This is a genomic window from Streptococcus infantis, assembly GCF_000963255.1.
Taxonomy (GTDB): Bacteria; Bacillota; Bacilli; order Lactobacillales; family Streptococcaceae; genus Streptococcus; species Streptococcus nidrosiense.
Genome location: NZ_JYOV01000022.1, coordinates 149,302 through 162,940 on the forward strand (window position 1 = coordinate 149,302; position 13,639 = coordinate 162,940).

General features: G+C 38.2%; 14 protein-coding genes and 1 tRNA gene. 7 read left to right on the top strand and 8 right to left on the bottom strand.

Annotated elements, in window-relative coordinates:
• Window positions 1–58 precede the first annotated feature (58 nt).
• The 5 genes from TZ96_RS09215 to TZ96_RS09235 all read left to right on the top strand — a co-directional run bounded on the left by TZ96_RS09215 (window position 59) and on the right by TZ96_RS09235 (window position 4,861).
• Complete coding sequence (locus tag TZ96_RS09215) at window positions 59–1,006, top strand: TIGR01212 family radical SAM protein (RefSeq protein WP_045763820.1); 948 nt, start codon at window positions 59–61, stop codon at window positions 1,004–1,006.
• Complete coding sequence (locus TZ96_RS09220; RefSeq protein WP_045763821.1) at window positions 990–1,547, top strand: tRNA (mnm(5)s(2)U34)-methyltransferase; 558 nt, start codon at window positions 990–992, stop codon at window positions 1,545–1,547. The genes TZ96_RS09215 and TZ96_RS09220 overlap by 17 nt, the downstream gene beginning before the upstream one ends.
• Window positions 1,540–1,794, top strand: a complete 255-nt coding sequence (locus tag TZ96_RS09225) for a hypothetical protein (RefSeq protein ID WP_045763822.1) — start codon at window positions 1,540–1,542, stop codon at window positions 1,792–1,794. Before TZ96_RS09220 ends, TZ96_RS09225 begins: the two co-directional genes overlap by 8 nt.
• 11 nt (window positions 1,795–1,805) lie before the next feature.
• The gene (locus TZ96_RS09230; RefSeq protein ID WP_045763823.1) at window positions 1,806–3,860 is read left to right on the top strand and encodes a cation:proton antiporter; all 2,055 of its coding nucleotides are present in this window, start codon (window positions 1,806–1,808) and stop codon (window positions 3,858–3,860) included.
• Window positions 3,861–3,997: 137 nt separating this feature from the next.
• Window positions 3,998–4,861 (top strand): YihY/virulence factor BrkB family protein, encoded by an 864-nt coding sequence (locus TZ96_RS09235; RefSeq protein WP_045763824.1) that lies wholly within the window; start codon window positions 3,998–4,000, stop codon window positions 4,859–4,861.
• Between the two features lie 227 nt (window positions 4,862–5,088).
• Here the strand turns inward: TZ96_RS09235 and TZ96_RS09240 are convergent, their stop codons facing one another.
• Together TZ96_RS09240 and TZ96_RS09245 are read right to left on the bottom strand one after the other, a co-directional pair.
• Complete coding sequence (locus TZ96_RS09240; RefSeq protein WP_045763825.1) at window positions 5,089–6,030, bottom strand: ATP-grasp domain-containing protein; 942 nt, start codon at window positions 6,028–6,030, stop codon at window positions 5,089–5,091.
• Between the two features lie 14 nt (window positions 6,031–6,044).
• A complete protein-coding gene (locus tag TZ96_RS09245; RefSeq protein ID WP_045763826.1) occupies window positions 6,045–7,295 on the bottom strand; it encodes a dicarboxylate/amino acid:cation symporter in 1,251 nt (416 codons plus the stop codon).
• Window positions 7,296–7,546: 251 nt separating this feature from the next.
• Between TZ96_RS09245 and TZ96_RS09250 the strand changes: the two genes are divergently transcribed.
• Both TZ96_RS09250 and TZ96_RS09255 read left to right on the top strand, forming a co-directional pair.
• The gene (locus TZ96_RS09250) at window positions 7,547–7,900 is read left to right on the top strand and encodes a DUF3397 domain-containing protein (protein WP_080936320.1); all 354 of its coding nucleotides are present in this window, start codon (window positions 7,547–7,549) and stop codon (window positions 7,898–7,900) included.
• A gap of 121 nt (window positions 7,901–8,021) precedes the next feature.
• Window positions 8,022–9,683, top strand: coding sequence for an N-acetylmuramoyl-L-alanine amidase (locus TZ96_RS09255; RefSeq protein WP_045763828.1), 1,662 nt, complete (start codon window positions 8,022–8,024; stop codon window positions 9,681–9,683).
• A gap of 45 nt (window positions 9,684–9,728) precedes the next feature.
• On the opposite strand, the gene TZ96_RS09260 is transcribed toward TZ96_RS09255, so the two are convergent.
• The 6 genes from TZ96_RS09260 to TZ96_RS09285 all read right to left on the bottom strand — a co-directional run bounded on the left by TZ96_RS09260 (window position 9,729) and on the right by TZ96_RS09285 (window position 13,639).
• Window positions 9,729–10,034: a hypothetical protein gene (locus tag TZ96_RS09260; RefSeq protein ID WP_045763829.1), complete on the bottom strand. Its 306-nt coding sequence runs from the start codon at window positions 10,032–10,034 to the stop codon at window positions 9,729–9,731.
• A 175-nt stretch (window positions 10,035–10,209) separates the two neighbouring features.
• Window positions 10,210–11,073 (bottom strand): DUF6287 domain-containing protein, encoded by an 864-nt coding sequence (locus TZ96_RS09265; protein WP_045763830.1) that lies wholly within the window; start codon window positions 11,071–11,073, stop codon window positions 10,210–10,212.
• Window positions 11,074–11,413: 340 nt separating this feature from the next.
• Window positions 11,414–11,486, bottom strand: a tRNA-Thr gene (locus TZ96_RS09270).
• 47 nt (window positions 11,487–11,533) lie between these two features.
• Window positions 11,534–11,995: a GNAT family N-acetyltransferase gene (locus TZ96_RS09275; RefSeq protein WP_045763831.1), complete on the bottom strand. Its 462-nt coding sequence runs from the start codon at window positions 11,993–11,995 to the stop codon at window positions 11,534–11,536.
• 38 nt (window positions 11,996–12,033) lie between these two features.
• Window positions 12,034–12,819, bottom strand: a complete 786-nt coding sequence (locus TZ96_RS09280) for an ABC transporter permease (RefSeq protein WP_004252460.1) — start codon at window positions 12,817–12,819, stop codon at window positions 12,034–12,036.
• 1 nt (window position 12,820) lies between these two features.
• A complete protein-coding gene (locus TZ96_RS09285; RefSeq protein ID WP_045763832.1) occupies window positions 12,821–13,639 on the bottom strand; it encodes an ABC transporter permease in 819 nt (272 codons plus the stop codon).

The window sequence follows — 13,639 nt, forward strand, 5'->3', positions numbered from 1 at the left end:
CGCTCTCTCTTACTGACCTTTTTTGAGTTTGTAGGGCTTTTCTGATATAATATTAGCTATGAAATCCTATAATACCTTGAATGATTACTATCGAAATTTATTCGGAGAAAAAACTTTTAAAGTTCCTATTGATGCTGGCTTTGACTGTCCAAACCGTGATGGAACTGTAGCACATGGGGGCTGTACTTTTTGTACGGTTTCTGGTTCTGGAGATGCAATCGTTGCACCTGATGCTCCTATCCGTGAGCAATTCTATAAAGAAATTGACTTTATGCATCGTAAATGGCCTGAAGTTAAAAAATATTTGGTTTACTTCCAAAATTTTACCAATACCCATGAAAAACTTGAAGTGATTCGCGAACGCTATGAACAAGCTATCAACGAACCTGGGGTTGTCGGTATCAATATCGGTACTCGACCAGATTGCCTTCCTGATGAAACAATTGAATACTTGGCAGAATTATCAGAGCGAATGCATGTTACCGTAGAGTTAGGCTTACAAACAACATATGAAGCCACTTCTGAATTGATTAACCGTGCTCACTCCTATGAACTCTATGTGGAGACAGTTAAACGCTTGAGGAAATATCCCAAGATTGAAATTGTTGCCCATTTGATTAATGGCTTGCCAGGGGAAACTCATGACATGATGGTGGAAAATGTTCGTCGCTGTGTGACGGATAATGATATTCAAGGGATTAAACTTCACCTACTTCACCTCATGACCAATACTCGGATGCAACGTGATTATCATGAAGGTCGTTTGCAGCTTATGAGTCAGGATGAATATGTCAAGGTCATCTGTGATCAGCTAGAAATCATTCCCAAACATATCGTTATCCATCGGATTACGGGTGATGCACCTAGAGATATGCTGATTGGTCCTATGTGGAGTCTCAATAAATGGGAAGTTCTAAATAGCATTGAGGCTGAAATGAGACGTCGAGGTAGTGTTCAAGGATGCAAGGCTGTAAAACAGGAGTTTATGAATGAAAAAACCACTTGAAATGGCACATGATTTTCTTGCCCAAGTCATCACAAAAGATGATGTTGTTGTAGATGCAACAATGGGAAATGGACATGATACACTTTTCCTTGCCAAATTAGCTAAAAAAGTCTACGCTTTTGATATACAAGAACAAGCTCTTGAAAAAACAAGTCAACGTCTACAAGAAGTCGGTTTGACCAATGTCGAGTTACTTCTACAAGGTCATGAAACCGTAGATCAGTTTGTAACAGAGGTGAAAGCAGCTATCTTTAACCTAGGTTATCTTCCTTCTGCTGATAAGTCTATCATTACGAAGCCTCAAACAACCATCGAGGCACTTGAAAAGCTCTGTCAGATGCTCGTTAAAGGTGGGCGAATAGCCATTATGATTTATTACGGGCATGAAGGCGGAGATATCGAACGGGATGCAGTCATGGATTTTGTCAGTCACTTACCACAACAAGAATATACTGCTACGATCTATCGCACTCTCAACCAGATCAACAATCCACCATTTTTAGTCATGATTGAAAAATTAGAAAGGTATCGACATGGATAAACAATACCTACGAGACAAAATAGAAGCTCTTCGCCACAACTTTGTCGAATCAACCCAACATGAACGGGCAGTTGGTATGTTAGATGAAGTTCATATGAGTAAGAAGATGTTGAAAATCAAGAAAAAAATGATTTCACTTGAAATGGAGCGTTGTCAGAAGAAAATCGAGCATAAGGACTGCTCGAAGATTGATCAAAAAATCCAAGAACAAAAGGAACTTTTTGAAGCTTGTCGCAAACAAAAATAAGGAGGTAGAAGATGGATTTACTTTTTTATCTCTTAGTATTTTTACTAGTTCTTATTGTTTCTAGCACGACCAATAAACTTCTTCCCTTTTTACCCATGCCCCTGATTCAAATTTTGTTAGGGATTGGAATTGGACTTTGTTTACCCAACAACCAATATCATTTAGATACTGAGTTATTCCTAGCTTTAGTCATTGGCCCGCTACTATTCCGAGAGGCTCAAGAAGCAGACATTACTTCTATCCTAAAACACTGGCGGATTGTCCTCTTTTTGATTTTTCCAGTTATCTTTATCTCAGCTCTGAGCATGGGAGGAGTCGCCCATGTCCTTTGGGCTAGCCTTCCATTGGCCGCCTGCGTAGCAGTTGGTGCTGCTTTAGGTCCTACTGACCTAGTCGCCTTCGCATCTCTTTCTCAACGTTTTTCCTTTCCGAAACGGGTTTCTAATATCCTAAAGGGGGAAGGTCTTCTGAATGATGCTTCTGGACTAGTAGCCTTTCGTATGGCTCTCATCGCTTGGACAACAGGAACATTTTCGCTCACCCAAGCCGGAACCTCATTAGCCATTTCCATCGTTGGAGGATTTGCAGTCGGCTTTATAACAGCCCTAATCAATCGCTTCCTCCATACTTTTCTACTCAGTGTCCGTGCAACAGATATCGCAAGTGAGCTCTTATTGGAACTTAGTTTACCTCTCTTGACTTTTTTCATAGCTGAAGAGATTCATGTTTCTGGAATTATTGCGGTCGTTGTCGCTGGTATTTTAAAAGCTAGTCGTTTCAAGAAAATAAATCTGCTTGAAGCCCAAGTTGATACTGTTACAGAGACTGTATGGCACACAGTAACCTTTATGCTTAATGGTTCTGTCTTTGTTATTTTGGGAATGGAACTGGAAATGATTGCGGAGCCAATTCTGAAGAGTGCTTTTTATAACAATGTGCTCCTTCTCATCACTATCTTCCTCTTAACCTTCCTACTCTTTGTCATCCGCTTTCTCATGATTTACGGCTTTTACGCGTTTCGAATAAAGAAACTTAAAAAAAGCCTCCATAAATATGTCAAAGATATGCTTCTCTTGACATTTTCTGGAGTTAAAGGAACTGTTTCTATTGCTACCATCCTCTTGATACCTTCTAATCTGGAGCAGGAATATCCGCTCCTTCTCTTCCTCGTAGCCGGTGTAACCTTGGTCAGTTTCCTTACTGGATTATTGGTCTTGCCACACCTTTCTGAAGAGCAAGAACCATCTAAGGATCATCTCATGCACATCGCTATCCTAAACGATGTTGCCATGGAATTAGAGAAAGATTTGGAACATACTAAAAACAAGGTTCCCCTCTATGCTGCTATCGATAATTATCACGGACGGATTGAAAATCTCATCCTCAGCCAAGAAAACAAAGAAATCCAAGAAGACTGGGAAGCTCTTAAACTTTTGATTCTCAGTATCGAGAACGATGGTTTGGAACAGGCCTATGAAGAAGGCAAAATCGGTGAAAGAGGTTATCGTGTTTATCAACGGTACTTGAAAAGCATGGAGAAAAATATTAAGCGAAACTTTGCTTCTCGCCTAACCTACTACTTCCTTGTTTCTATACGGATTGTGCGTTTTCTCCTTCATGAGTTGCTCACATTTGGAAAAAGCTTTCGTTCTTGGAGAGACAAGGAAAATCAAAGACTTCTTGCCATCGATTATGACCAGATTGCAGAGCTCTATCTAGCCAACACTGAAATCATCATCGAAAGTTTGGAAAACCTCAAAGGGATTTATAAGAGTTCTCTGATCAGCTTCATGCAGGAATCGCGTCTCCGTGAAACCAGTCATATTACCAGTGGTGCCTTTGTGGAACGGGTTATCAATCGGATCAAACCCAATAATATCGACGAAATGTTGAGAGGCTACTATCTAGAACGTAAGTCCATCTTTGAATACGAGAAACAAAAACTCATTTCAGCCCAGTATGCTAAAAAACTGCGACAAAATGTGAACAACCTAGAAACTTATTCTCTAAAAGAATCAGCCAACACATTACCTTATGATATGATGGAATTAGTTCGCAGAAATTAAGATTTATACTCTTCGAAAATCAAATTCAAACCGCGTCAACGTCGCCTTGCCGTACTCAAGTATAGCCTGCGGCTAGTTTCCTAGTTTGCTCTTTGATTTTCATTGAGTATTAGGTTATTATTGTGGAGGATTATGCAATGAAAAAGTTGTGGAAACAACTAACCAATAGGCCTTTATTAAAAGCTTTTTTACACTACTATCATGTTTCAGATATTGAATTAACCAGTGTAGCTGTGGCTTATTATTGGTTGATTTCACTCTTCCCTTTACTTATGATAGCCGTCAATATCTTGCCTTATTTTCAAATTCCAATCTCTAATTTTTTACTAACCTTAAAAGAACTTTTACCAGATACAATCTATGACGTAGTAGCAAAGATTGCTCGTGAAGTGCTGACACAACCATCTGCTGGACTATTGAGTTTTGCTGTGATATCAGCTCTTTGGACATTTTCAAAATCCATGAATTTTCTTCAAAAGGCTTTTAATAAAGCCTATGGAATCGCAAAAAATAGAGGAATTATCTCACATCAGCTGATGAGCCTCTTAGTTAGCTTTGGACTTCAAATTCTTTTTGCGCTTGCTTTATTCCTCAGTATGTTTGGCCATATGCTATTGGGTTTTCTTAAAAACTACTGGAAATCCGAGAGTGCTCTGTTTTCTTATCTACAAGATTTTACAGGACCGCTGATTTATGCCTTTCTTTTTGCAATCGTAATCATGCTCTATTATTTCCTACCAAATGTTAAAGTAAGTAAGATTCGCTATGTCATACCTGGAAGTCTCTTTGTACTAGTTACAACGATTGCTTTATTAAACATCTTTTCAGCTTATTTCAACAATTATGTTAACTATCTAGTCGACGTTCGATTTTTCAGTTCCATCATCGTTGTTGTCATGATGTTTTGGTTTATTATCATTGCCAAGATATTGATTATCGGTGCAGTGTTCAATGCCAGTGTTCAAAGCCTTAAGGATCCAGACTTTAAAGCAAAGCAATAATTTTTTATCGATTAATACTCAATGAAAATCAAAGAGCAAACTAGGAAGCGAGCCACAGGTTGCTCAAAACACCGTTTTGAGGTTGTGGATAGAACTGACGAAGGCAGCTCAAAATACTATTTTGAGGTTGCAGATGGAAGCTGACGTGGTTTGAAGAGATTTTCGAAGAGTATAAACAAATCAATCCCCCAGTCATTTAATACTGGGGGATTTTTGAATTTCCTACTTTATTGTCCACTCGTTAGGGCTTGCAATTCTGTTTTTAGATAGTGAGCCAAATGTTGGTGAGCGAAAATATTGGCATTTTTTTCTGCGGTAGGATTGTAGTTTGTGTTGGTATTTACATCATAAACATAAATATCACCACTCTCTGATTGAACCCATTCAATCGCCGCAACATCAATCTGAGCATTTTTAAGGAAGTTTTCATAAGCTTCTCTTCGGTCATCTGGTAAAGGTTCAGTAATCTGAAATTTCTCAGACGTTTCCAACTGCTCTGGCCTCTTGCCGATTTGGCAACCATCTGCTGGGCACAATTGGAAACCATCTGAAGAATCGATTGAAACAGTATAAAGGAACTTCTGGTTGATAAACTCTGAACGACGGATGCGTCCATCACTTGGTTTGATGTAGGCTTGTAATAAGGTGATCCCGTCCACTGATGGTTCAAAGAGAGGGCTATTGACGTAAGCTTCCAGTTCTTCTTCATTTTGGAAGAGTTGGACCCCTAATCCCTTACCTGCTCGATTGTGCTTGGTAATCAAAGGATAGATATTCAATTTTCTGGCTGCTTCAATGATATTTTCTTGACCCAAAACTGCGACTGTCGCAGGAGTCTCAATGCCCGACTCATTTAACTTCAGATATTGTTTGACTTTACTGATTTCAAGGTTGATAGCACCAGTACCATTCACAACCTTGCGTCCATGTGCCTCCAACCATGTAATCACCTGCTCTGTAAATTCTGGTGCATAGCGATGTCCTCTGGTGTGAGAGGATGCAGACATACGATTGTAAAAGATACCTTGTGGCGGTGGGCTTTGTAGATCCAAAATTCCACTAGACAAATCCCACAGTTCATATGGAACTTCTAACTCTTCCAACCATTTGACCAAATGCTGAGTCCATTCAAGATTCTCATGAATTACATAAACTTTTGCTTCACTCATTACTTATAAACTCCTTAAGAAAAGCTGACTGATAATTGGCTTTCCTTTTCTTCTTCTAAAATATATCCTTCTGTTTTTTCAATAACACTGACTGTTAAGATTTGACCCAAAACATTGATCATGGTACGGCCAGCATTGACAAAGAAATCAACTGCAAAGATCAAGGCTACTCCCTCAACTGGCAAGCCCAGTTGAGGTGCTGCAGCTAGTAGAACCACGATAGCTCCTGATGGTACGGTTGCCGCAGTTTTTCCAATCAAGGTCAAGAGTAAAACAGTAAACAAGAGACTTGATAAAGAAAATTGAATGCCGTAGGCATGGGCGATAAAGATTGTCGCTACTGAGAAGTAAACCGCTGCTCCTTCTAAGTTAAAAGTGTATCCTAAAGGAACAACTAAATCAATTGTATGCTCGTCATGCCCCTGTTTTTTCAAATCTTTAAGAAGTGATGGCAAGACAACACTAGAACTACCCGTAACAAAGGCCAGTGTCAAGAGACTCCAATTTTCACGAAAGGCTGACAAATACGGAACTTTAAAGAAGACGGCAATCAAAGGGAAAATAAGAAGAACCAAAACAGCATAAGCCAAATAAGTTCCAATTACAAATTGACCAAGTCCAATCAATTTATCAAGGCCAGTAGTGGCAACATCTTTGGCGATAAATCCAAAAATTCCAATCGGTGATAATTTGATAATTACTGCAACAATTTTGTAGATGGCTTCAATCCAGATTTGGAAACCTTGGATAATTTTCTGAGATTTCTCTGATTTAAGATTACCGATTCCGTAACCAAGAAAGATGGCAAACACGATAATTGGCAAGAGGGCACCTTCTGAAAGAGACTTGACGATATTTGATGGAATAAAACCAAGCAAAAATTCGCTAAATTTTACATTATTGGCAATTCCATCAAGGTTACCACCAGTTTGACCGATATTCACTCCTTGACCAAATCCTAAATAGTAACTAGCAAATACAAACAAAAGAGTAATAGCAGTTGTTACTACGAAAAAGTAAACCAAACTCTTGGTCAAGATTTTCCCAAAAGATTTTTTCCCGATAACACCAGCTACCGCAACAACGATAGTTGGGAAGATTAAAGGAATGATAACCATATTGATCAATTTAATAAAGGCTTGACCTAAAAATTGATAAAAGCCTGCAAATTGTGGCCAGATGACTGCAGCAATCACACCCAAGACCAAAGCCACCAATAATTGGATACCAAGTGAGAGTTTTGACCATAAAGTAACTAATTTCATAAGAAACTCCTTTGTTTTATTTGCTACTCATTCTACTACTATTCTTCACTTCTGACTAATATATATTTTCTATGGTGAACATAAAAAAGATTTATATTGAGGATACAAACTACCATTGTATCGAACACATGATTTATTCTGATCAAGCAGGAATTATAAAATCTGTTTCTTATCAATGATTTTTTGCTAAAACAGTGATAAATCAAGGAATTTACTTTTCTATTCTCAAAATTTTATGATACAATAATGGTATGATTTTAATGAAACTTGCTTCCATCTTGCTTTTGGTACTAACCTTAGCTCTGGCGATTATTTTAAGCAGACTCTTTAAGTTAAAGAAAAGGGGCATCAATGCTGCTGATTTAGCTTTTCCTTTTCTAATTTTTGAATACTATTTGATTACGGCTAAGATGTTTACACACAATCAACTTCCAGTATTGGGAACGGCCTTATCAATACTAGCAATTGTGCTAGTCTTTTTCTTCTTAAACAAAAGACGTAGCTTTTATTATCCCAAATTTATTAAATTCTTTTGGCGAGCTGGATTTTTACTAACACTGCTCATCTATATCATTATGATTGTTCAAATTTTCATGATGAAATAGTCAACTATTACAATATAGCTCACCAGCACCTCGATCTTGGTCACTAAATGTTCCGTCTGAGGCGCTTTTCTAATGAGATTTTTAAAAAAAGATTATAAAAAATGTATAGGAGATAAATCAAGTGAAAAAAACGCTCTTGGCAAGTGCCATTACTCTTTCAGTTTTTGGTCTAACCACCAATCTTAGCTATGCTGAGGAAAACAAAGCACAGTCTACCCCAGTAGAAACAACACACAGTGAAACCGCTACTGACAAATTGGAGAAAAACAGTCTCCCAGCCAAGGAAACTGAAGCTTCAACTGAAGCAAATGCCAATCAAACGACAAATCCATCTAAGAAAGAGGAAGACAAGGCTCCTGAAGTCCAAAAAGAAGGTTGGGTATTAGAGGGAAATATCTGGCGTTTCTATGAAAACAATGCCCCTGTTCTAAACTGGAAAAAAATCTACGGAAAATGGTACTACTTCAACAAAGATGGCATCATGCTGAGTGATACTATTTTTGATGGATATATCCTAACTAGTAGCGGGGCTATGGTCGATTCTGGTTGGAGTAAACTCCAAGATAAATGGTATTACGCTAACGCTTATGGAAAAATTTCTCAACAAAAATGGGAAAAAATCGGTGGTGTCTGGTACTATTTTGATCAAGACGGAGTCATGCTCAGCAACACAATTTTTGACGACTATCTGTTTACCAATAGTGGTGCCATGGCTGAGAGTTCTTGGGTAAAACAAGATGGACAATGGTACTATGCCCTTGCTTCTGGTAAATTAATCAAAAATAAGTGGGATAAAATCAGTGGTACCTGGTACTACTTTAACAAAGATGCTACTATGGCAAGTAACCAATGGCAAGGTAGCTACTACCTAAAAGCTAGCGGGGCTATGGCTGAAAAAGAATGGATTTTCGATAAAAACTATGATAGCTGGTTCTACTTGAAATCTGATGGTGCTTACGCAGCGCGTGAATGGATTGGTTCTTACTACCTCAAGGCAGGCGGCTACATGGCTAAGAGCGAATGGATTGACGACAGCTACTATAAAGCCCGCTACTATGTGGATGAAAATGGAGTCTATGTTACAGGGACCCATAAAATCGATGGACAAACTCATCAATTCCAAAGCAATGGGAAATGGATTGGTGAAACTTCTGTAAGTCGTGGTTTTGAAAAGGGGAAATATAACAATATTATCTTCCTAGATCCAGGCCATGGTGGTAAAGATCCCGGTGCATCTTATTATAACATCACCGAAAAAGAACTGAATATGCAAGTTTACCAAAAGCTTCGCAAGGAGCTTGAAGGCCTCGGCTATACTGTTCTTTCTTCAAGAGACAGTGATGTCTTTGTAGACTTTGTCACCGAACGTTCAAGAATGGTTAATAAGACTGACTCAGATATCTTTATTAGTATTCACTTCAATGCTAGTGGTAATCCAGCATCAAACAGAGCTGGAATTCAGACTTATTCTTATGAAGAAGCTGCTGGTTATCCTTCTAAGATCAATCCTTACTGGCATAACCACCCTGACAGAATCAGTGAAAGCAATCGACTTGCGGCAGATATCCACTCTTCACTATTAGCTGAAACTGGTGCTAAGGATGCAGGTCGTCTACGAAGTAGTTTTGCTGTCCTTCGAGAAACTAATAAACCAGCCGTTCTATTGGAATTGGGATATATTGACAATTTCAATGAGAATCAACAAGTCCGCAGTGATGCCTACCAAAACAGATTGGTTGCAGGTATTGTAAAAGGGATTCAAAAATATTACGCAGGTCAATAAAGAAAAAGTCTCGAGGAATACTCGAGATTTTTTGTATTATTCTTCTTACTTGTTGGCTTCAGGAAAGAGAAAACCAATCCCAACACAAGCCAAGACTCCAGCACCGATAACCAAACCGCTTGAAAGTGGCAAGATATCAAGAATGGCATTGGCTATGATAAAGGCAATCATCAAGCTCATGAGACTGGCCTTGTAATCTTTTTTCACCAAATTCTCAAGTGTAAAAAATAGGAATAAACCTACTGGAAAGAGGGCCCATATATTGACATCCAAACTTGGCCATCCAACAAAACCAAAATACAAAACTGCTACTGCAACGACTAAAAATCCGATACCTACTACTTTTTTCATGATACGACCTCATTTTCTATTTTGTTAGGAAGTTTTATCTCCCTTTAACAATTACAACTATAACAGAAATAAAAATCGCAAACAATAGCTTTTGTCTATGTGGCAGACATGATAGACTATGTGGTCAGAATTTTTCTAAAAAAGAAGCCATTGCTGGCTTCTTTTCATTCATTTTTTATTTTTCTTTAGACTCTAAAGCTGATTTGATGGCATCACGATCAACTTTCAATTTCGTTAAATTTTTCTCTTCAGATTCTAATTGACTCGTATCTGGTTTAACACGATAGTAAACATTTTCTGGATGCATCAACATTCCTTCATATTGTTGTCCTGCAAAGAGTCTATCTTCAGTGTGATTGGAATTGTCTGTTATTTTACCATCACCACCAGGTTCCATGACAACACCACTTGGTACAACGACTACCACAAACCCTCCCGCCTGAGAACCTTTTGCCCAAGCACCAAGGGCTACTGTTTCTGGGTTGCGATCATTCTGACTTTTTGATACTTTTAATTCAACAATAGACTCATGCTTTTGATCATTGTATATCCAAGAAGATTGGACTTCCCCTGAATCATTAATGATATATTCATTACCAGACTGTGTCCGCCAAGTACCCTCTAAACTTGATAAATCATTATTTCTGAGGGCTTCAATATCTAATTTGGGAACAGAAGCTTCTTTTTTTAATTGACTAACATGCTGCTCCGCTTCTGAGATCTTGGTATCCAAATCAGCCAATTGCTCCTTTAGCTTTTGAATTTCCTCTTCCTTTACCTTATCCTTATCGTCCTCTTTCCCCTGACTTTTTGTCGTCTCTTCAGTCTTAGATGAGGAAGAAGTTTGATTTGCTTCTTGCTTGAGATTAGGTGAATTTAAAAAGATGCTAGCAACAATGATTATAACTAGAGCTGTTATGGCAAGACCGATATACATTTTTATATTATTAATTGTAGAAAGGGTTTCTGCCAATCTAGATGAAGTTGCTTTTCGACCATGGGTCTTCTCAACATGTTTTATCCGTTCTTTCTTGTTCATGATACTCCCCCTCTTTTTAATATATTGATAATTCTAATCAGCTATTGGAGTTTTACTCTTTCTGATGCCAATCTATAATATTTGTATAAAGGTAATCTATCACATAGATTATACCACTCTTCAAATACAGATAAAAAATTTTATAGAAACTTTTTTGAATATTACTAAAGAGTAAATCAATCTAATCTACTTTATTCAATCTTCCCTTTTTGGTCAAAATTCGGTCAAGTTTTGGTCAAAAAAACTAAAAATACTATCCTATTTTAAAAAACTAAATTGTGATGATTGCCTGTAAATAAACACATTAAATATTCTCTATGTTTTTTTACATTACTAAAAATGCCGATTGCAGGGATCGAACCTGTGACCTTCGCGTTACGAATGCGGTGCTCTACCAACTGAGCTAAATCGGCGATTCCACTTATAGTATAGCACTATAAGAAAGGATGTCAAGGGATTCTTAACCCATCTTTTTAATCAAAATCTGACAAGGATTTTGAGGCCCCCAAAGTTGTGGAAAAATCTCTAATTTTTTAAAGCCAAGACTGCGGTAAAAGACATTTGTTCGATCATAATCTTTATTAGAGCCTTCTGCTACTGTTTTCACTTGTAAATAATCAACGTTTTTGCGTGCTTCACTCTCTAAAGCAGCAAGCAATTGACTCCCAATTCCTCTACCTTGATGAGCTTTTTTTACACCGAGACAATCAATCTCAGCACAATCTTCACTAGAATAGGACAAGCTTACAAAGCCAAGCAAATCACTCTCCTGATAGGCTGCCCAAACTTGTAAGTCCTTGGCTCCTTCAATGTAGGTTTGTGTGCTTTCTGCTATTCCAAACCATTCTGACAAATCCTTTAAAATCTCAGCGACAACTGCCATTTTTTGATCTTCATCCTTAACTTCTTTAATTACAAACATCATAAGTTCCTTTCTTGATTTTAGTCCTACTTTACCTCTTAGGATCCCGCACTTTCGTAGGCATCCAATCCCCTGTCCCAAAGTTTGAGGGAAATAACAAAGAAAACAAGGGAAATCAAAATCAAACCACCAATATTAAAGAAGACATCCTTGTCCTGCAAGAAATAGCTGGCAGGATAGTAGGCCGTAAAGGCGAAAGGTACAATAAAGCTAATTAACCAACGAAGGAGCGAATTGTAAATAGAAATAGGATACTTGGCAAAATCATTAAACATATAAAAAATGTAAATCATGGCACCTGACTGCTTGGTCCAAAAAGCGATGCTAGCTGTTGCAATTTTCAAGGAAGTATAAATCAAGGTCGCAAAAGGAATACAAACTAGAAAAATCAGGAATTTGGGAAGAGTCCAAGCAATGCTAGTCGCCGTTGTCGCTAGTAAAATTCCACCGACCAAAAGTTCACCCAAGGCATCAATCTGAAAGGTCTCAACGAGGATGTGAAAGAGAGGATTGATAGGACGAGTCAGATACTTGTCAAACTCCCCTTTTCGAACTAGTCGTTGACCTAAAGCCCAGAGATTGTCAAAAAAGAGATGATCTAATCCCTTTGGAATTAAGGAAAATCCATAGATAAAGGCAATCTCTTGAAAGGTCCAACCCTCTAGCGAGGGGATGTGTTGAAAGATGACATTGAGAAACAAGAGGTTTAGTCCTTGAGTCAGAAAGACTCCCAACACGCCAACCACAAAATCCACCTTGTATTCCATGATTTGCTTGATGTATTGTCTGATAAAAATCAGATGCATGCGTTGATATTTTTTCATACTAACCTCCCTGAATGGTGATAAATGACTGGACTCGTTTCCAAATCAACTGAGACAAGCCCACCATCACTATAAGCCAGAAAAGCTGAAGCAAAAGTGCTTGAAGAATCTGACTGGCATCGTATTTCCCAACAATAATCATGACCGGAGTGTAAATTAAGGATGAAAATGGCAATAAGGAGAGAATATCTGAAACGATTTTCGGAAAGAAAGCCAAGGGAATTAAACTGCCAGACATAAAGGCCACTATTGAAGTCTTGAGTAGATTGGAACCCCATAAATTTTTAAATACAAAGGCTGAAAATCCAAAGCAGATATTAAAGAAAAAGTTAATCAGATAAGCCAGGGTTAAGCTAAAGAGATAAAGGACAGTTAATCCCAGCACTTCTACAATACCTTGCCCAGACAAGATTTTCATCAAAACAATGACACTTAAAAATGGCAGTCCAACAGAGATAAAAATCAACCACTTGGAACCAAGCTCCGTAAAGAGGTAAGAAGCCGTAAAATGCACTGGTCGCAACAAGCGCATGATAATGGAACCATCCTTGACCTCATCACCAATCATAAAGGAAGAATCCGACCTAGTCAGAAGATTAGTCACAAAACTCATGATGATGTAGAGGGTGATATCTGCCATACTGAAGCCCTGAATCAAAGGCTCCTGGGAGGAATCAAAGACAGCCTTCCAGAGATAAAAAGCCACAAAAGCCCCCATGACATCGCCTATCCGATAAAGTAGAAAGTTGACTCGATAGCTAATCAACTCCTGAACTCCTGCATTGATAAAGGGTTTATAACGTCTCCACAATTTGACCAT

Excerpts from the sequence above, each read along its gene's own strand:
- TZ96_RS09215 (WP_045763820.1), top strand. The coding sequence starts at position 59 with ATGAAATCCTATAATACCTTGAATGATTACTATCGAAATTTATTCGGA.
- TZ96_RS09220 (WP_045763821.1), top strand. The coding sequence starts at position 990 with ATGAAAAAACCACTTGAAATGGCACATGATTTTCTTGCCCAAGTCATC.
- TZ96_RS09225 (WP_045763822.1), top strand. The coding sequence starts at position 1,540 with ATGGATAAACAATACCTACGAGACAAAATAGAAGCTCTTCGCCACAAC.
- TZ96_RS09230 (WP_045763823.1), top strand. The coding sequence starts at position 1,806 with ATGGATTTACTTTTTTATCTCTTAGTATTTTTACTAGTTCTTATTGTT.
- TZ96_RS09235 (WP_045763824.1), top strand. The coding sequence starts at position 3,998 with ATGAAAAAGTTGTGGAAACAACTAACCAATAGGCCTTTATTAAAAGCT.
- TZ96_RS09240 (WP_045763825.1), bottom strand. The coding sequence starts at position 6,030 with ATGAGTGAAGCAAAAGTTTATGTAATTCATGAGAATCTTGAATGGACT.
- TZ96_RS09245 (WP_045763826.1), bottom strand. The coding sequence starts at position 7,295 with ATGAAATTAGTTACTTTATGGTCAAAACTCTCACTTGGTATCCAATTA.
- TZ96_RS09250 (WP_080936320.1), top strand. The coding sequence starts at position 7,547 with ATGATTTTAATGAAACTTGCTTCCATCTTGCTTTTGGTACTAACCTTA.
- TZ96_RS09260 (WP_045763829.1), bottom strand. The coding sequence starts at position 10,034 with ATGAAAAAAGTAGTAGGTATCGGATTTTTAGTCGTTGCAGTAGCAGTT.
- TZ96_RS09265 (WP_045763830.1), bottom strand. The coding sequence starts at position 11,073 with ATGAACAAGAAAGAACGGATAAAACATGTTGAGAAGACCCATGGTCGA.
- TZ96_RS09275 (WP_045763831.1), bottom strand. The coding sequence starts at position 11,995 with ATGTTTGTAATTAAAGAAGTTAAGGATGAAGATCAAAAAATGGCAGTT.
- TZ96_RS09280 (WP_004252460.1), bottom strand. The coding sequence starts at position 12,819 with ATGAAAAAATATCAACGCATGCATCTGATTTTTATCAGACAATACATC.
- TZ96_RS09285 (WP_045763832.1), bottom strand. The coding sequence starts at position 13,639 with ATGGTCAAATTGTGGAGACGTTATAAACCCTTTATCAATGCAGGAGTT.